The following is a 17,374-nucleotide window of genomic DNA, read 5'->3' as shown; positions in this document are numbered from 1 at the left end:
GTCTCAATCCCCTATGTCGACGCTCGCCATTTTCGTGATTCCGTTTGTGGTCATCCTGGGAATCGTGCTTGTCTCCCTGACCCTTCCGTTTTGGCGGCGGGATCCTTCACCCGTTTCCTTTGGCCTGGACGATGACCGAGCTCAGGAACTTCTTGACCTTCAAATCGAACGAGAAACCGTGGTCCGTTCTCTACAGGACCTCGACTTGGAACTCTCACAGGGGAGGATGGACCCGCCCGACTATGAACGGTTGAAGGCCACTGACGAACGCCGTCTACTCAGCCTATTAGACCGGCTGGACACCTTTAAGGACACAGTTCACGACGAAACCACCGAACACCAACCGGCAACCTCGAAACGAATTAATTGGGTTCCAACCATCGCCTCTGGCTTGGTGGTCTTACTTGCCTCCATCGGCATTTACGGCGCGCTTCAGTTCAAGGCTGCACAAAAATTGATGGCCGTCGAAGCCCAAATGGGCGGAGGCCCGAATCCGATGGAGATGGTCGCCAAACTGGAAAAACGCCTTAAAGACAATCCAGATGACCTGCAGGGCCAGATCATGGCCGGACGATCCTACATGGCTTTAAATCGAATGCCTGAAGCCAAAAAGGCCTGGGAAAAAGCCTTAGAGCTGGACCCGAAACAGCATGAAGCCCACTTCAATCTAGGAGTGATCCAGATCGAAACGCGTCAAATTGACGATCCGGAAATATTTAAACAGGCTCTCGCACATTTTGACATGGTACTGGCCGACCTACCCAATCAACCCGCCGTCAATTGGTATCGGGGTTTGGCTTTGTGGTATTTGAATCGCCGTCAGGAAACCGATGCCGCCTGGACCCTCGCCGCACAAAACATGGAGCCCGGCACCAAGGACACCGAGTTTGTCAAAGACGCCCTCATCAAACTCCGCGCCGGCCAGGAACCGTTTTAGCTGTTTCTGATTTTAATAAACGTGAGAAAAATGGGGAGCGGCATGGCAAGAGCACACTCGCGTTGGAAGAAGCCGCAACCGGACACCTGCCCAAACTTCCGGCTCTTCATAAAGACCCAGTTGACCGCATGCTCATTTGCCAAGCTATCCAACATGAACTCACCATCTTGACCCCCGATCCACTCATTACCCAATATGCCGTCCGCACCGTTTGGTAGATGCCTTTGAAACCAATGTGTTCCTGACAACAGGGCAAAAACGCAAAGGGGCTTTAAGCTATAGGGGCTTTTTCGGAATGGGAGGAATATGGAGTCCAATTGGTAAGTTCACGAAACGCGATGGATAACACGATTACGATGATCGGAGTAACCAAATACACAAGAAATGGCCTGAACACATGCTTCACAATCAACATTTGACCAATTTCCAACCAAGTCAATAGCGAGGGGGGGCAGTATAAAAATCCGAAAATTAACGGCAGGCCTCCAAATAATAGTGCCAGTCTCAATTCATTCCCCCTAGTTTGTTTCGATGACCATGCCAAAGATGGCTTAAGATCGACTGCAGTTGCTGGAAGAACCAGACAATAGGGTGCAAGAAGATAGGAAAATCCTCCATAGAACAAAATATCCAATGAATAGTTATCCAAGAATGTTTTTATCAACACCAGGCCCCCATAATTCCCTTTTAAATTCTCCAACATTTCCAGAGAAAGGTAACGGACTATTATTGCAAGAAGGCCAATGAAAATTGCGGCCAAACACAGAGTTAAATTCCAGCAGAAAAATCGCCACTCTCGTTTACCAAATTCAATCCGACTCGAGGAGTTCCCCTCCCCGTTTGCTAAAACTAAACGATGGCAAAAAACAGAAAACATGGCAGAAACCATTAGGGTGGGAAATGCAGATAAAATAAAAAATGAAATTCTACCTGATAAAGAATTCCAGTCCGTATTGGCCCAAACGTACTCTACAACAAGGTACTCTTGCAGGTAACAAAAGGCGCCGGCGAATAAGGTACACCCAATTATCCAACGGAATAATATAGCCCGATGCTGCCATGAAACCATGAGGGCTTCTCGAATCGTCGCCAGGACGGGAATTTTTTTCAGAGGAATCCTCTGAGATAATTCGGTCATAGTTATCACACGAAAAAGGCACTCAAACGGTTACTATTATGCTTTCACTTGTCGGCAAAGTGTTCTTTGCCATCAGACCTGGGAGCATCAACCGCCTTTATTGAATAGAAAAATGACGCAATGTCCACAATAAGAATGCGCTTTAGCCCAAGCCAGTTGTGAGATTTTCAGGAGACTTTAAAAACATCGGCTTTCAGTCCCATAGTCTTTTGTGGCGGGTGTCCATTTTACTCACTCAGCAGAGTAGAAAAGATGGATTTTTTTAAGAACATGCAGGAATGGCGCAAAAAAAAGGCGGCTCGGATGTAATACCCGAGCCGCCTGATTCTAACCACCTCGGTTTTACGTTCCTGCGCGTTGCACCGTGATATACCGCACCATGGACAATTCGGCCAGCGCTGTTAACTTTTCAAAAGCCAGCTTTCCAATAATTAAACCTCCCGTCCTGGGTTGAGCCACCAATTCGAAGCCGATTTCTTTCAACTTCTCCACGGTCTCAGGATTGGTATCCGTCAACCAGACTTGAAGTAATACCTTCCCCTCGGTCACATGTTGCGCCACGTTTTGGGATAAGGTGGACTTCGTCTCCACATGTTCCACCAACGATTGGAGTGTGGAATCCATCTTGCCGGAGGAGTCTCCTCGACGAGAATCATCCTTTTCCAGTTCAACGCGATCCACCAAAGCCTGGGGGCTGGAGGCCACGGATTCCCGGGCAACCTTTCCTCCCAGAAAAGATCGCCTCATTTTCGCGGCCGGTTGCATCGGGTGTTGCCGAAAACTCCCTGCATTTTCGTTACTGCTTCCAAAAATGCCTTCGTAGCTCACGCCTTCCGGCAGTTCCACCGGCACTTCTATACGACGAGGTTGTCCACCTTCCGTGATGATCAACTCTTCCACCGCCACAAATGAGGTGAACTGGGTCATCAGTCGATAATCCAACCCCAATTGCGTAATGGCCTCCCGCACCGCCGTCCGGGGACTTCCTTGTTGAATCCCGGTGTAATCCTTCGCCATCAGCTCCGCAATTCTGGTCCGCGCCCACAAAGAAGCCAACACATCATGCTCCGGAGCAAAACCTGGGAGATCGACGGGAATATTCCGCACAACTGAACGCCCTGCCACATTGCCACGCAACCGTATCGTGCCCTTGCCCGGTGTCGTATACCGGCCTGTCAGCACCACCGGTTTCGCGCTAAACAAATCAGGGAGTCGCTTTGGATAGATATCCGACACATCCAGCCCATCCCAATCCACCGTCAGATCAGTGAGTAAAGGATGTTGGACCCGCTCATGAAAACGCCGGGCCGCAGCCGAGCCGTCATCTTTCAAGCCCACATACTCCACCTCACCACGACCCTCCTCGGCCATCTTGTCCAATAAAAACCGATTAACGCTGCTGCCAATCCCGAAAGAAAAGATTCGGGCGTTAGGGTGTTTCTGCACTTCGCCCAGAATGGCCATATCATTGCCGATATAGCCATCGGTCATGAAACACACAATGCGAACATGTTCTTGCGAATCGGAGGGTTCCAGCGCCGCACGAATGGCCTTCATCATTTCCGTTCCACCCCCACCGGACCGTGAGGCCAGAAACGCCTGGGTCTTTTCGACATTCGCCGGTGTTGCGGGAACAGGTTCGGGAAACAGAATATGGGTATCACCTGCAAAGGTAATAAGATTAAACGTATCGCGCGGGTTCAATCCGTCAATGGCCCGGCGCATGGTTTCTTTGGCCTTCTCAATTGGGAAACCCGACATCGATCCGGATGTATCCAGGACAAAGACCAGTTCTTTGGGCGTGACCTCCTCGGTCTTCACCCGATCAGGCGGCTGGAGAAGCAAGGTAAAAAACCCATCTTCTCCGATTCGATGCGTCAGGATCGCATCGTGAATATCATTCCCCGCCACAGCATAGGTCAGGAAAAAATCTTTGTTGGGAATAGTCGCTTCCTGTTTGAGGTGAACTTCTGCCTGAGAAGTCTGGGATCTTTTCACAACAATGTCATGCGTTTTGGATTGGACCTGTTGAATGGGTACACCAGCGTCAATCGTGACGGACACCGACAGGTCATGTCCTGACCGAGTCCCTGGCTTCACAACAGGCGGCATAATATGGGAGGCATCCGGGACTTGATCGGTGTCATAGGCCCACCCCTCTCCGAACGATGGGACCTGGACTGTGGGTTGTCCTGGAATGTAGCGGGGACCAACCACCATCGGAAACACCACCGAATAGATTCCATCGTCATAGGACAGTGTCTCCACGTAACTGATCGTCACCATAATCTTCTCCCCCGGCAGAATATTCGCGACCGACTGTGTGAAAATATTTGGGCGTTCCTGATCCAAAAGCCCTGCCACATTGCCTCGCCGTTTAGCCGCTTCATAAATGGCTCTCGCCTCTTCTCGCCTTTTTATCGTCCCTTTCACCACCCGGTCTCCAACCGTAAGCGTCATCGCATCCACCGCCGCATGCTGTGGGAGGGGAAAGGTGTAGACAGCTTCAATCTTATCGGGATAGGGATTTTCGAACTGCTGGGTCACCTGAGCCCGGGCGAGTGGCCCGCTGACCTGTATGGACACATCCGTATGCTTGAGGGGAAAAGCTTGGGTGAATTTCCCTTCCGGATCCAGCCCGATCAGACTTCCGGATTGATCTCCATTCACCCACCCTTCATTGGGATGGGTACCGGCATAGGCAGTAGAGACAGGATGTGTTCCCGCACCGAAAAATCCCGCTCCCACAAGAGCCAACAACCCGGCCAGCCCTCCTCCAACCACCAAGCTCCACCATCGTTTGCTGCCATGTGCGACGTTCATGTTCTACCTCCTTTTGTGCAGCGGCCCCATGCCGCTTCACAGGAGGGTATGGCAGGACTTTTAAAATCCTTTCAGATCAAATTAACAATTGAACTTTAGGAGATCCTAAAATGAATCCTTCTAATCCCAAACGAATAGCATTTCTCAATATGATTGGCGAGAATTCTTGGGGCATCTATACGGCAGGTTTTAAGCGCAGCGTTGGAATTCTCATAGAAAGTGTTAAATCAACCTATGAGGTAAAATTATTTGATCGATCCTTCATCAGAAGAGAGTCGCTATCCTGTCAATAAGCCAAAAAAGGAAAATGGACAGCACATTCCTTTTCCCTTAAACACCTCACCTATAAACTTGGATGAACTTTCCGCAAAAACCAAAGAGGTATTTGAATTTTCCTCAACGGTCTTAATTTCCTAATGGAATCTCAATCTGAAAGATTTCTTTCCTCATTTGGCTTGGCTCTACGACAAACACCGCACCCTCTGCCCGCTCAATTTGATATGCCGACATATCAACTTCACTTTCCAGCCATTGGCTCAGGTCCTTAAGTGGCGTAGATGAAAGCAAAACGGTTAGAGAAGGAGCAAAGGATTTGTTTGAATTAACCGTCAATTGCCCAAGGGAAAATTCCACTCGGTGGAATGATTTCACCTCAATCCCTACTTCAGATTGCCTCCCCTTGTCGGATTCCATGGGCACCAGATTCTGCCATCTGCCATTTCCCAAAGGCGCCAGCACATAGAGATACCCGGAAACGTTCGATTCCACAGCCAATCGAATTTCCGCCCAATTCCCCGTTACCTGCCGTATTTCCACCTCCGCATCTTTGCCCTCTTTCGTCTGTTGGACAAAGCTGTATCGGATCCCTCTGGCAGTAGAAATTGCTGCACCTCCTGCCAAATCTCGCTCCAAAGGAAAGGACATCGGCTTCTTTTTAGAAGAGGGTTTCATGGTTTTGGAAAGGGCCCCGCGAAGGGCCTGGTCGTCCCTATCGATATCGCTTTTCTCGCCAATCACTTCATCGACTAAGGATCCACTTGCCGCATAAAACAGTTCCTGGGCGCTTGGAGGTAATTGGGTTGCCTCATCCATAGTTTGGTCGGCTATTCTGCCAGGGGCTGTGGCTTTTGAAACCTTATCCGCCATCGGTACTTCAGAAGCCTCAGGAACCGAAAAGGGCTGGAGGGAGCGCCCGTCCTTAGGCTGGATCAATGCTGAAGGTGCTGGTGGGGATTGAGCCACTTGTTCATGTGCTCTTTGGCGCCTCATGGCTAGACCGCTTTCTCTCGCGTCGCTTTCCGTTTTGGCCCTAACTTGACGTTCCCCCTCAATTGCCTCCGTCTGAGCTGGTTTGTTCTCCAAGGCCTCCTTCTGTAACGAGGTCGTACGTTCCTCAGAAAGTTTCTGTGTCCGAAATGCGAGTTCCTCTCTTGATGAGGATTTCGCGGCTTGCTGCTCCTGACTGACCACCGGCCCCCATTCTTTTTCCATTTGCCAGCCAAAGATGAGGGCCAGACCCACGGCAGCAATGCTCCCCGCCCAGGCAAGTGACGTGTGCTCCTTAAACCAGTTCACCCATTTTACTTTCTCATCCGAAACATCACCGGAACACTCTGTTGCTTCTAGACTGGCCAGTATGCGCCGGCGGGCCTCAGGATCGGCGAGCATGACTTTCAAGGCTTCTTCATCGGCCAAGGCATCAAAGAGGGCTTGATCGTTGAGGGCTGCATCATATAATTGGCGCTTTTCCTCGTCGGTCAGCGTATTAGTGGCATAGCCGCCAAGCAGATGTTCCCAGGATGTGGCCATTATAGATCCTTCTCCACGGTTTTCTTTATGTCTTCACCAGCCTGAGGGATAGTGGTCCCCCAACGTCCTCCCATGAAAGCCAGTAGTTGTTTTCGACAGCGGGAGTCCCAGGTATAAATGGTGTTGATGGATCGCTCACCGAATATCTGTTGAATCTCAGGAAAGGTATGGCCTTGAAGTTTCAGCCGGAATAATTCCCTGCAACGCTCACCCAATTGCTGAAGCGCCTCAATCAATTGACCCACCCGCTCTTTCTGCTCGGCTTGCATGGCGGGATCATCTCCAGAATCTGCAAGCGGCCGATCATCAATGGATTCCTGATGATATTCGCCCCGTCGGAGGTTTTTTCGATGGAGATCCAGCATTTTATACCTGAGAATTTGAAAGGTCAGAGGAACCAGCTCGGGTAATTCCGTGACGTGAGGATATTTCTCGTGCAAGACCAGAAGAACCTCCTGAGCCAAATCTTCAGCCACCTCCCTTGATCCACGAGATGTCGCAAAGGCCACAATCCTTTCACGGAGTTGGCAAATGATCTGATCCCGGGCCATAGCCGGGTTATGGCCTTTTCCCGTCAATCACCAACATTCAACCTCCGGGCTTATTTTGCACAAGGATTTTCGGGCACAGGGTAACTCTCCGGAAGTCATACGGTTGATCCTGGAATGTGGCATTCCCATGATTCGTGAAGCTTCTGGATATGGTACCACTGGATGGGAATGGCGGAGAGGAACTTGGAAGAGAGCACACACGAGCCATCAGGCAACCAGCGGAAAACCCGGAAGATGATAAGGGCAGAAGGCTCTACACTTTCTGGACTTCGAAATACAGAAGCGCGTGGTCGGAATATTTCCTGGTCCACGCATCTCGTTTCTCAGGAGTCGTTTCTTGCGGCCATCCGCGAATATCGATATGGGCTGCTCCAAAGGCCTTAAACTGCAAATGGTCCGCCGCTACAACATGATCAAGGTTGCCCGGGGAGTAAGAGGACTTCGAACCCGGCCAGTAGGTCTCCGGATAGGACTTGTCGAGTACCTGCATCTTCCGGTTTTTCACCCGTTTCTGCAGACGTTGGACTTCCTCGTCTGCACTGACATCCTTCGTGCTAAACGTCAGATTCATCCCCATCGTGTTGAGATCCCCCAGAAAAATATAATTCGCCTGGCCCTCACTGCACGATGCCTTATCCAGGACTTTTCGCAATTTGAGCGCCCGTTCGGTCTGATCGTCCCGCAAGCCAAACCCTCGAGGTTCCGTTAGACTTTTTAAATGCAAAAACAAAAGGGGATAGGCTTTCCCATCCACTTGAATCGTGAGCAAGGAACCAGGCCGCAGAACGGATACCCCCGATTTAAATTCCAGCCGTTGAGTATAAAAACTCGAGAAGGTTCGCTTCACACCTATCAAAATTTCCTGTGCTTGAGGCCCCTCCGTAATATGAAACTGGTAATTTGGCATCACCGTCACGATGGCGTCATATACCGTCGAGCCCACGACTTCGTACACCGCAACCACATCGGCATGTTGTTGGGCTAAAAACTCGATAATGGGGCCTATCGGTTTTTTCGGCTTCCCCTTATTTTTGTGCATCGCCCCGAAATGCTCCACATTCCAAGACGCAACGGAGAATGCTTTGGCCATCTCCTCCTCCTTGGTGACGTGTGATAGGTCATGAAATCTTTACCTTTCCCAAGGTTGTACCATAGGCTTGGAAAAAGAAAAAGATTGCTTTAGGGGGACTAAAACACTCTCACGATCCCTTCAGTGTATAAGGTTGGGTTTCTCAGCAAAGAGGCTTATTGGCAGAAACCGGCTGGCAAGAAGGGAAAATTTCTCGCGTCAAATAGACGTCAAATAGGCCGCAATGAACAAGACGGCCAGGCTCAGACTTAAGATGGCTCGTTGGACCCATACCACTTTTCCGGAAAACAGGAGTGGCTCCGTCTCATTCTTTTTGCTCTTTGCGGAGACACCATAGGGATCAAGAATAAGATCGTGGACGAAAATTAATCCTCCTACAATCGCAAAGACAAAAAGCTTGAGCATCATGATCAAGCCCCAACTGGTTTCAATGCGTGCTGACCCGCTTTCATCCAATAATTGAGACGCTCCGGTAAAGACCAGCGCCATAAGACTCACCCACCCCACCATTTTAAACCGTTGGCCAACTTTTTTGACCATTTCAAGAGCTTCCATCGACGGTACCCTAGCCTTACCTTCGGTCAAACTTGGCCTAACGACGAGCTGAACAAACATCCATCCGCCAATGAAGGTGATGGCGGCCAACAAATGAATCCACGTGACAACATAGGCAGGCATATGTTTTCTCCTACAATTTCCATTCATCTCCCAAACGGTGCCATAATACCCACTGAAACAGGGAAAGACCACCAAGAAACGTGCTGGATTCTTTCGTCCCCTGACTGGAATCGGCTACGATTCTCTCAACTGCTGTGGAGGTCAAATGATGAAAATTCGCTTTCAGCTATTCCCAAATATTTCCCTAATATTCGTCCTGGGGCTTTTGGGTCCATTCGCACTTGCTGGATTCATGGCCATTGACTCCTCGTGGGGAGCCGAAGCAGACAAGGAGCGATGGAATAAGAAATATGAAACCGAGAACTATCTATTCGGACGTGACCCCATCCCGTTTTTAACGGACCAGGTCGATCTTCTACCCCAGGGGGCTGCCCTTGACCTGGCCATGGGTGAAGGACGCAACGGGGTCTTTTTAGCCACAAAAGGCTTTCAGGTCACCGGGGTCGATATTTCAGAGGCGGGTTTCAAAAAAGCCCGAGCCCTCGCTGCCGAGAAAGGCGTGAAACTGACCACCGTCGTCGCCGACCTGGAACAATACACCATTCCCCCCAATTCCTACGATGTGATTATCTGCACCTATTTCCTGCAGCGCGATCTCTTCCCAAAAATTACTGCTGCCCTCAAGCCCGGCGGGGTGGTTCTGATCGAAACCTATACGGTTGATCATTTGCAATACCGCCCACAATTTAACAGGACCTTCCTCTTGGAGCGGAACGAATTATTGACGTTGCTCCCTGGCTTGCGGGTGTTGCGTTATCAAGAAGTCGATACTGGAGATGCAGCCTTTGCCAGCATCCTGGCACAAAAACCCCTACAGGGCACACAGCAATAAGTGCCAGGACTTTGGTTTCTCTCCCTCCTCCTGACAAGGAAAGAAATGGTTGCGGATCATACAGAATAGAGGGTTCTTCCCTCTTTTCTGTGTGTCCTTGAAAGATTCTCTCCCATGGTCCGACGCCTGCCGTCCGGCTCAAGGGAGGGACCCTCTCATTCGTTGGCGGGCCTTGTTTGAGCCCTTCGAGCAACCTCAGGGCAGGCTCCGTGAGTTGGTCCGCCCTCCGCAGGCTGGCGTCCCTCCCCTCTCATGGGGCCAGACGGGGCGTCAATGGTTTTGGGGCCGTTTGCCTCCACAACAAAGGTCGCGCTCTTCGAGACGCATCAGGCAAAACCTCGCCTGCCGGGGCGAAACCCGGCAACACAGAACATTACGTTGACACGCGAGTTGTGGACACACCTGCGAGGCGTTCACCTGCCTGCGCTTATTTACTAGCAATCCTCAAGATGGATATCCGATACACATCGGCAAGCTGTAAGGCAAGAACCATAAATTCGGAATGATCCATGGTTGCGGCCTTTTGGATCATTGGGGTACCCTTGCAACTTCTTTTGGCGTTTGGACTTCCATATAACGAATAGAAACCCATGACCCAAACCACCGCCTCTCAACCCACCACCGATACCTGGGCAGGAATCACCCCTCAGGTCTTGGAGGGGGACATCCTCAGTCAACGGGCATGGCGCATGCCCGATATTGTGATTTATCAGCATGCACCGGATGAATGGTGGGTGGCCCCGCTTGATGAAGAATTACCCCTGGTTCGGCTCAATCGCCTGGGCGCAGCCCTGCTCGGCGCGATGGATGGTCGTATGACTATTGGCGCCCTGCTCAATCAGTATGGGAAATGGGTCTGCAGCCCGACCCAACAGAATGGTCGCTGGCATTTAGAACGGTGGGCCCAACCGCGGTTTTCGTTAGCCTATTTTGGAACCGAACCCCCCAGCGGACACAGCGCAGAGGCGAAATGGGATTTGTTGCTGCAAAAGGTGCGGGAAGGGTGGCATCAAAACGTCCAAGCTGAAACCGAAGATCACCTGTCCAAATTTCACGTTCAGGGCATTCAAGGGCCCCACGGCCATTTTGAAATCATCGAAACGACGGTCTCTCATTTATTTCGCGAACCCTGCGAAGCCATGAACGGGCTGACCTATGGGCGACTGCTCGGCAAAACCCTGCGGCAAATGGGCTGGCTCTCCCCCAAGCCCAAACGCATTGTGGAAGTGGGCGCCGGCCTCGGGTATGTCTCAAAAGAACTGGCAGGAGAACTCTCAGCGGAGGAGCGGAAAGACATCCAGTACACCTTTCTGGATCTGACCGGCCCGTTTCTGGAATCCCAAACGTCGCTGGCGCGACAAGCAGGGTGGACGGCATCGGCCATTCAAGCCAATGCGGAACGAATGCCTCTGGCGGACCGTTCCGTTGATCTATTGATCGACAATGAAAATCTCGCCGACATGACGCCAATCCAATTTTCCGGGGACGAACTCCTTACGTATCGAGGCGAGAATCCTTTGCATGAGGAAGCCCTGGACCTTATCCGGCGCATGCGCCTTCCACTCATGCCCCCCTTTCCCGACGAAGTAATTTTCAATTACGGCGCCATTCAATTTTTACAGGAAGTCTGGCGCGTGCTGAAGCCGGGCGGACGTGCCATCCTGGTCGAATTCGGGATCGAAGATGATTGGCCCTCTCCCGTCAGATTGCCTGGGCACACCGAATATGAAGTGCAATTCAGTCATCTCCGTCATGCCGCCAAATGGCTGGGCTTCCGCGAGCAGTATTGCACCCTGCCACAATTACTGGGCATGAAACGGGACATTAATGTCTTATGCACCGGAGCGGCCTATACTCTACGGCGATTTTGCCGTGAGTTGGAGAAGCCCTTCTCCGTTCGCGCCTATACCGAAAAAGAATTGGGCACGGCGCTGGGTGCTCTTTTACCCAAACTCACCGGCCTGCACTACCATAACGTCCTGGATCCGGCATGGTTCGGTCTGTGGGATTTCAAAGTCTTATTGGTCGAAAAGCCCGGCGGCATGAGTATCGGGCAACAACCGGCCTTCAAAGAATCCGGCGGTTTCCGCTGGTACACTCAGCGATAGGACCCATCCCACCCTTCTTATTTCACCATTTTCAACTTTCTGGCTTTATCCACCAGGATTCCTTCGCGAAGGCCATAATCGCTCACCAGGCATGCATCAAAGCGAAAGATTTCCATAATCCTTCGTAGAATCACCGTGCCTGCCACGATGACATATTCCCGCCCGGGCTCAAGGCCTGGCATGGCCAAACGCTGCGGTCCGGTTTTGGTGATGAGATCCTGCTCCAGCCCTTTGATGGTCGACAACGTTAACTCATAATTGTGGACACGTGCCGACTCATATCTCGGCAATCCTTGAGACATCGCGGCGAGTGTGGTGACGGACCCTGCCGTCCCGACCAGCGGTATGCCTGAAAGAGTCCCGAAGGCTTTTGACACCTTGGCCAATTCCTCATCAATACAGGCTTCAGCCTGGGAAATCTCCTGGGTTGTGGGTGGATCCAGACGAAGCACCCGCTCTAATAAGCGCACCACTCCCAGATCCAACGAAATGACGGCCGGAGCCATTCCAGAATGAGCCAGGATACATTCGGTACTGCCGCCGCCAATATCCAATCCCAAAAAATTCGCAATGGCGGGTGGAAGGCCAAAACGAATACCCAACAAGGTTCGCCGGGCTTCTTCTTCTCCCGTTAAGACCTCCACTTCCCATCCGGTTTCTTGAGTGACAAGGGCGAGAAAGTCCTGGCGGTTTACCGATTCACGCACGGCGCTGGTCGCCACGACTACCACCCCGTCGAGCGGATACTTCGCGGTCTTTTTTTTCCAATCTTTTAGGGTGGACACAACGCGATCCATTGCGGCCTGTGATAACCGTTTGTATTGATCTACCCCTTCCCCGAGCCGTAGGATCTGCCGATCCCCACCAACCACTGTCATTTCCCCTGGGGGATTTACTTCTGCCACCAACAAGCGGCAGGTCAAGGTGCCAATATCGATTCCTGCGAGTAACATGCTGTCGCTTTTCCGATCTTGAGATAGGCCCCACAATTTCCCCCTCACGGTCTTCCAAGTTCCAATTTGTAAGGAACCGAAAGGTGAGGTCGACATCCATACCTGAAATGCACTCAAAAAGACCAGGACGTTGAAATCCTTTCTGTACTTCTTTTCCCACCCAAGATTTCTGTGTTAGGATTTATAATTCTGCTGCATATTAATACCCATAAACTTTGGGCCTGACAATTACAAAAGGAGAAAAGCATGGCGCAAATTCATTGCCGAAAATGCGATAAAGACGCGGACCCGATCACGGACAATCTTTTTATGGGGAAACTGGAAGAAGAAATCAAACAGAAAGTCTGTCAAACCTGCTGGAATGAATGGGCCGGCCCGGGCGGAACGAAGACCATGGTTATAAACGAGTATCAGTTGAATTTAGGGGATGAAAATGCCCGACAAACCCTTAAAACACAGATGCGGACTTTTTTGAAATTAGATGACACCACGGGCGAATTTAAAGATTACCGCCATTAATCAATCAAAATTTCCTATCAAATTTTCAAAGGGTTCGGATTGAGGCTCTTTTCTTATTTGGGCTCCTCCAATTTTTTAAGGCGGAGTTAGAAGAGATTCACCGTACACCCTCGTTTGACGAGAGTTGGGAGTGAGCCAGTTTTCCGATGGTACCCTTTCAACCATGTATGATCTTCTCCCGGGAATTGCCCCTCTTGATGGATTCCCTATGGCACGTTAGGATGGGTTTATGGACACACCATTAGGCAAGGGAGTTTTCCTTATCGCCACTCCGGCGTTGCGCGATCCCAATTTCCGTCAAACGGTCGTGCTGCTCTGCGAGCATGGACCGGAAGGGGCCCTGGGCGTGGTCGTGAATCGTCCGACCGAGATGAATATTGCCGAGGTGCTGCCTCAAGTTCCAGTGCTCGAAGGGCAGGAACATCGGGTCTATTCCGGGGGGCCGGTTCAGAAAAACAGCTTGCTCGTCCTGTACCGTTTGAATGAGGAAATTGAAGATACCCACGCGGTGCTTGACGGCGTGTATCTCGGCGGGAATATGGAGACGCTGGAGCGCATTCTTGAAGTTCCCGGTGAGCACGAATCGTTTCGGGCCTATATGGGCTATTCAGGCTGGGGACCCGGACAATTGGAGACGGAAATGGAAAGCGGGTCATGGCTCACCATGCCTGCCCAACCTCACCTCGTCTTCGAGGAGGATTCTCAGGTCTTATGGGGCGAGGTCATCCGAACCTTCGGAGATCACTATACAATGTATGCGCATATGCCCGTTGATCCAAATTTAAACTGACTGCCTCTCTGGCCCGACTGCATCCGCATCCCTACACCTCCGGCTTCAACAAGACCTAAGCCCATTTCTTTGATAAGGTCTGGTGTATGACCACGCAGACCGAGCCAGGTCATTGGCTCAAAAATTTCTGGGTTCTTCTTGTCAGTCCCAAAATGCTGGTCATGCTTTTGACCGGCTTTTCTTCCGGCCTTCCTCTCCTACTCATTGGCTCGACCCTCAAATTCTGGATGCGGGAAGAAGGGCTCGATTTAACCACCATTGGATTTTTCGGATTAGTCGGCCTCCCCTACACGCTCAAATTTCTCTGGGCTCCAGTTATGGACCGTCTCGTGTCTTCTGCTCTGGGAAGACGACGAGGATGGATGCTGGGCACTCAGATAGCTTTGATGATCACCATCGCCTCACTCGCGTTGACTCAACCGGCAATTCATTTATCAACCCTCGCGGTCTTGTGTGTCCTTGTGGCGTTTTTTAGTGCCAGCCAGGACATCGTCCTGGATGCCTATCGCCGTGAATCCCTCTCTGACGAGGAACTCGGCATTGGATCTTCCATGTTTATTTATGGCTATCGCTTAGGAATGTTGGTCGCTGGAGCGTTAGCCTTATTTCTGGCAGATCAGGAGAGTCTTTCCTGGAATGCTGTCTATTTCATCATGGGCGCCATGATGATTATTGGCATTCTCACGACATGGTTTGCACCGGAACCCACCATTCCCGCACCACCACCCGCATCATGGCAGGAAGCCATCACGGGTCCGTTTCTGGAATTTTTTTCCCGTCCGGGCGCTCTCATGATGCTGTTGTTCATCCTGCTGTATAAGGTCGGCGATAGTATGGCGTCAGAAATGCTTTCTCCATTTATGGTGGATCTCGGCGTCTCAAAAACCGACTATGCGATGATCGTCAAGGTTTTTGGCATGATTGCCTTGATGGCGGGAGGATTGATTGGTGGGCTGGTGGTCTACCGCCTGGGGATTGTGCCATCCCTGTTTATTCTGGGTTTCCTCCAAATGATTTCAACGGCGGGATTTGTCATTCTGGCCTATACCGGCAATCACCTCCCGACCCTGACGGCCGTCATTGCCTTTGAAACCATTTCCAGTGGACTAGGACAAACCGCGTTCGTGGCCTTTATGGCCAGTCTCACCAACAAGCGGTTTACTGCCACACAATATGCCCTGTTGACCAGCTTCATGGGCATTCCACGGGTCTTTGCCGGCTCCACAACCGGAGTCCTGGCCACCTGGTTGGGATGGGAAGGGTTTTTTCTTCTGTGTACCGTAATTGCCCTACCCGGCTTATTCCTCATTCCCTATCTCCGCCGCTTGGGAGAAAACCACCAATCCCTCACCAGGCAATAGGACCTTGTTGAGCCGGCAAAGATGGAGTTGAGACAAGCCTGGACGACTACATCCACTTATTTTCAAATGAAGTTGAAACATTCCCTAATAGTTACCATGCACTTTAAGGCAGTTAAAACGGCCAAAACCAGAAATGGGGGGAATCGGGTGGGGGCTGAATGACTGAATGATCAAAGGTTAAATCCGGTCGCAACGCCACATGTAAAATATAGGTGACCCCTTCACCTCTTCCCAGATTCATGGATGGAGAGACGGGCAACAATACACGAAGAATCCATCCGAAATTTATCCGCATCGTCTTGCTATCTCCATATCGGTAACGAAAGACCATCCCGCCGGCCCCTTCCTCAATCTCATCAGGAGCGCCTAATTTGCTGGCCACATCCTGAATCGTGCTTTTCCCTGGCACCAACTCTTCGAGAGAGTCGGCAACGAATGGATCATTGACCACCACGCGACGAAAGTCACAGCCGGCCAGGAAAAGAACCAACAGGAGGCCAAGGATACCGGTTTTTCTAAAGACCAAGACCATCTTGCCCTACTCCCCAAACGGCCAGATTTGGAATTCCACATTCCTGGTCCGATTGCCAAACACCACGTCATCCACTAACCCTTGGGAATTAAAAAATACCCAGAGATGATCACTGCCAATATTAAGACGGGACAGAAACAACAACCATCCCAACTTGCTGTCAAATCGGCGGTAGTGAAAGATCTCATAGCCGTTTGCCTGGACAATCTCATCGGGGGCCCCAAATTGTTGGGCCACTTCCTGGCGATTTGTTATGCCTTTCTCAATCGTCTCAATCCGATCCTCCGGAAAAGGCTCACCCACTTCTCCCCGGACAAATGCACAACCATTCACCAGGCTCAACAACACCAGAAGGCCGGCTAAAAGTAAGAGTCCGCTTGGATTTCTCCAATGATGGCTGAAGGCGGCTTGAGAATTCCGCAACATAGTTCTCCTCCTCTTTATGACTTTATGAGCTGTGCCGTTGAGGCAGCCAGGGAAACAATTTATTGGTGGTGCGTTGATAAATGCGATAGGCTTCCCCTCGGCTGTTCATAGCCTGAGCCTCGGCCAGGGGCACTCCCGTCACCCATAAGAGCGACGACATCATGAGTAAAGGCCACACGATCGCCAACCATGCCCCCGGCAATCCAACTGCCAACGGAATATAGGCACACCACTGTAGGATTTCAAAAAAATAATTAGGATGACGGGAATACCGCCACAACCCCGTCTGTAAGACCTTGCCCTGGCTAGTCGGATCGGATCGGAATCGTTCAAGTTGAATATCCGCAAGAGCCTCTCCAAAGAAGGCTACCAAAAAGATCCCGAGGCCCAGAAGATCCCAGCCTCTTACCGCCGATTCAGAATGGCCCATAATCCAGCACAGGAGAAATCCAAAGAACAGACAAACAGGAACTTGCAGCATGAAGTACCCGAAGATTCCGACCGCTTCCCATTTGCCTAACACTGCCCGAAGGGTTTTATACCGGGGGTCCTCCGACTTTCCCCAAATGCGATTCTTCCACAGGTGCCAGCCCAACCGGCAGGCATACGCACTGCCCATCGCCCCAATAAGAACCCGTCGCCAAGGGCTGCCCTCGCCCTCTATTCCACAAACAATAACGACAAGGCCAAATCCCAAACAAAATCCTACATCGGCGAAGGAGGCATGGCCCACTCGCAAATGTACAAGCCACAAGGCAACGAAGAGCACCAGGAGGAGACCTACAATCTGAGACACATGCGGAAAAGTGAGCATATGCCAGGAAAGC

General features: G+C 51.1%; 17 protein-coding genes. 7 read left to right on the top strand and 10 right to left on the bottom strand.

The window, feature by feature from the left end:
- Positions 1 to 13: 13 nt before the first annotated feature.
- Together LX98_RS02800 and LX98_RS02795 are read left to right on the top strand one after the other, a co-directional pair.
- Positions 14 to 937 (top strand): tetratricopeptide repeat protein, encoded by a 924-nt coding sequence (locus LX98_RS02800; RefSeq protein WP_496427448.1) that lies wholly within the window; start codon positions 14 to 16, stop codon positions 935 to 937.
- A 62-nt stretch (positions 938 to 999) separates the two neighbouring features.
- Positions 1,000 to 1,155, top strand: a complete 156-nt coding sequence (locus LX98_RS02795) for a hypothetical protein (protein ID WP_496427447.1) — start codon at positions 1,000 to 1,002, stop codon at positions 1,153 to 1,155.
- A 53-nt stretch (positions 1,156 to 1,208) separates the two neighbouring features.
- Here LX98_RS02795 and LX98_RS02790 read toward each other — a convergent pair whose 3' ends face one another.
- From LX98_RS02790 to LX98_RS02765, 6 genes are all read right to left on the bottom strand, one after another.
- On the bottom strand, positions 1,209 to 2,006 hold the full coding sequence (locus LX98_RS02790; RefSeq protein WP_496427446.1) for a hypothetical protein: 798 nt from the start codon (positions 2,004 to 2,006) through the stop codon (positions 1,209 to 1,211).
- Between the two features lie 411 nt (positions 2,007 to 2,417).
- Positions 2,418 to 4,898: a VIT domain-containing protein gene (locus LX98_RS02785; protein WP_496427445.1), complete on the bottom strand. Its 2,481-nt coding sequence runs from the start codon at positions 4,896 to 4,898 to the stop codon at positions 2,418 to 2,420.
- A 405-nt stretch (positions 4,899 to 5,303) separates the two neighbouring features.
- A complete protein-coding gene (locus LX98_RS02780; RefSeq protein ID WP_496427444.1) occupies positions 5,304 to 6,707 on the bottom strand; it encodes a hypothetical protein in 1,404 nt (467 codons plus the stop codon).
- Positions 6,707 to 7,285 (bottom strand): sigma-70 family RNA polymerase sigma factor, encoded by a 579-nt coding sequence (locus LX98_RS02775; protein ID WP_496427443.1) that lies wholly within the window; start codon positions 7,283 to 7,285, stop codon positions 6,707 to 6,709. The genes LX98_RS02780 and LX98_RS02775 overlap by 1 nt, the downstream gene beginning before the upstream one ends.
- Positions 7,286 to 7,511: 226 nt before the next feature.
- On the bottom strand, positions 7,512 to 8,348 hold the full coding sequence (locus LX98_RS02770; RefSeq protein ID WP_496427442.1) for an endonuclease/exonuclease/phosphatase family protein: 837 nt from the start codon (positions 8,346 to 8,348) through the stop codon (positions 7,512 to 7,514).
- Positions 8,349 to 8,546: 198 nt separating this feature from the next.
- The gene (locus LX98_RS02765) at positions 8,547 to 9,026 is read right to left on the bottom strand and encodes a hypothetical protein (RefSeq protein ID WP_496427441.1); all 480 of its coding nucleotides are present in this window, start codon (positions 9,024 to 9,026) and stop codon (positions 8,547 to 8,549) included.
- Between the two features lie 145 nt (positions 9,027 to 9,171).
- On the opposite strand from LX98_RS02765, the gene LX98_RS02760 reads away from it, so the two are divergent.
- Together LX98_RS02760 and LX98_RS02755 are read left to right on the top strand one after the other, a co-directional pair.
- A complete protein-coding gene (locus LX98_RS02760; protein WP_496427440.1) occupies positions 9,172 to 9,858 on the top strand; it encodes a methyltransferase domain-containing protein in 687 nt (228 codons plus the stop codon).
- Between the two features lie 590 nt (positions 9,859 to 10,448).
- A complete protein-coding gene (locus LX98_RS02755; protein ID WP_496427439.1) occupies positions 10,449 to 11,966 on the top strand; it encodes a methyltransferase domain-containing protein in 1,518 nt (505 codons plus the stop codon).
- A 17-nt stretch (positions 11,967 to 11,983) separates the two neighbouring features.
- On the opposite strand, the gene LX98_RS02750 is transcribed toward LX98_RS02755, so the two are convergent.
- Positions 11,984 to 12,919 (bottom strand): Ppx/GppA phosphatase family protein, encoded by a 936-nt coding sequence (locus tag LX98_RS02750; protein ID WP_496427438.1) that lies wholly within the window; start codon positions 12,917 to 12,919, stop codon positions 11,984 to 11,986.
- A 246-nt stretch (positions 12,920 to 13,165) separates the two neighbouring features.
- On the opposite strand from LX98_RS02750, the gene LX98_RS02745 reads away from it, so the two are divergent.
- The 3 genes from LX98_RS02745 to LX98_RS02735 all read left to right on the top strand — a co-directional run bounded on the left by LX98_RS02745 (position 13,166) and on the right by LX98_RS02735 (position 15,589).
- Positions 13,166 to 13,438: a Fe(2+)-trafficking protein gene (locus LX98_RS02745; protein ID WP_312643949.1), complete on the top strand. Its 273-nt coding sequence runs from the start codon at positions 13,166 to 13,168 to the stop codon at positions 13,436 to 13,438.
- A gap of 229 nt (positions 13,439 to 13,667) precedes the next feature.
- Complete coding sequence (locus LX98_RS02740; RefSeq protein WP_312643951.1) at positions 13,668 to 14,228, top strand: YqgE/AlgH family protein; 561 nt, start codon at positions 13,668 to 13,670, stop codon at positions 14,226 to 14,228.
- An 86-nt stretch (positions 14,229 to 14,314) separates the two neighbouring features.
- A complete protein-coding gene (locus tag LX98_RS02735; RefSeq protein ID WP_496427437.1) occupies positions 14,315 to 15,589 on the top strand; it encodes an AmpG family muropeptide MFS transporter in 1,275 nt (424 codons plus the stop codon).
- Between the two features lie 112 nt (positions 15,590 to 15,701).
- On the opposite strand, the gene LX98_RS02730 is transcribed toward LX98_RS02735, so the two are convergent.
- The 3 genes from LX98_RS02730 to LX98_RS02720 are packed head-to-tail and all read right to left on the bottom strand — an operon-like array spanning position 15,702 to position 17,361.
- A complete protein-coding gene (locus LX98_RS02730; RefSeq protein ID WP_496427436.1) occupies positions 15,702 to 16,121 on the bottom strand; it encodes a hypothetical protein in 420 nt (139 codons plus the stop codon).
- A 6-nt stretch (positions 16,122 to 16,127) separates the two neighbouring features.
- The gene (locus tag LX98_RS02725) at positions 16,128 to 16,547 is read right to left on the bottom strand and encodes a hypothetical protein (protein WP_496427435.1); all 420 of its coding nucleotides are present in this window, start codon (positions 16,545 to 16,547) and stop codon (positions 16,128 to 16,130) included.
- A gap of 22 nt (positions 16,548 to 16,569) precedes the next feature.
- Entirely contained in the window at positions 16,570 to 17,361 is a 792-nt protein-coding gene (locus LX98_RS02720; protein ID WP_496427434.1) for a DUF1295 domain-containing protein, read from the bottom strand.
- Positions 17,362 to 17,374 lie beyond the last annotated feature (13 nt).

This window comes from Nitrospira marina, from assembly GCF_059568365.1.
This window is presented reverse-complemented; position numbering and strand designations above follow the sequence as displayed.

Coding starts and splice junctions, on each gene's coding strand:
- LX98_RS02740 (WP_312643951.1), top strand. CDS start 13,668: ATGGACACACCATTAGGCAAGGGAGTTTTCCTTATCGCCACTCCGGCG.
- LX98_RS02790 (WP_496427446.1), bottom strand. CDS start 2,006: ATGGTTTCATGGCAGCATCGGGCTATATTATTCCGTTGGATAATTGGG.
- LX98_RS02765 (WP_496427441.1), bottom strand. CDS start 9,026: ATGCCTGCCTATGTTGTCACGTGGATTCATTTGTTGGCCGCCATCACC.
- LX98_RS02730 (WP_496427436.1), bottom strand. CDS start 16,121: ATGGTCTTGGTCTTTAGAAAAACCGGTATCCTTGGCCTCCTGTTGGTT.
- LX98_RS02720 (WP_496427434.1), bottom strand. CDS start 17,361: ATGCTCACTTTTCCGCATGTGTCTCAGATTGTAGGTCTCCTCCTGGTG.
- LX98_RS02760 (WP_496427440.1), top strand. CDS start 9,172: ATGATGAAAATTCGCTTTCAGCTATTCCCAAATATTTCCCTAATATTC.
- LX98_RS02735 (WP_496427437.1), top strand. CDS start 14,315: ATGACCACGCAGACCGAGCCAGGTCATTGGCTCAAAAATTTCTGGGTT.
- LX98_RS02750 (WP_496427438.1), bottom strand. CDS start 12,919: ATGTTACTCGCAGGAATCGATATTGGCACCTTGACCTGCCGCTTGTTG.
- LX98_RS02725 (WP_496427435.1), bottom strand. CDS start 16,547: ATGTTGCGGAATTCTCAAGCCGCCTTCAGCCATCATTGGAGAAATCCA.
- LX98_RS02770 (WP_496427442.1), bottom strand. CDS start 8,348: ATGGCCAAAGCATTCTCCGTTGCGTCTTGGAATGTGGAGCATTTCGGG.
- LX98_RS02800 (WP_496427448.1), top strand. CDS start 14: ATGTCGACGCTCGCCATTTTCGTGATTCCGTTTGTGGTCATCCTGGGA.
- LX98_RS02755 (WP_496427439.1), top strand. CDS start 10,449: ATGACCCAAACCACCGCCTCTCAACCCACCACCGATACCTGGGCAGGA.
- LX98_RS02785 (WP_496427445.1), bottom strand. CDS start 4,898: ATGAACGTCGCACATGGCAGCAAACGATGGTGGAGCTTGGTGGTTGGA.
- LX98_RS02780 (WP_496427444.1), bottom strand. CDS start 6,707: ATGGCCACATCCTGGGAACATCTGCTTGGCGGCTATGCCACTAATACG.
- LX98_RS02745 (WP_312643949.1), top strand. CDS start 13,166: ATGGCGCAAATTCATTGCCGAAAATGCGATAAAGACGCGGACCCGATC.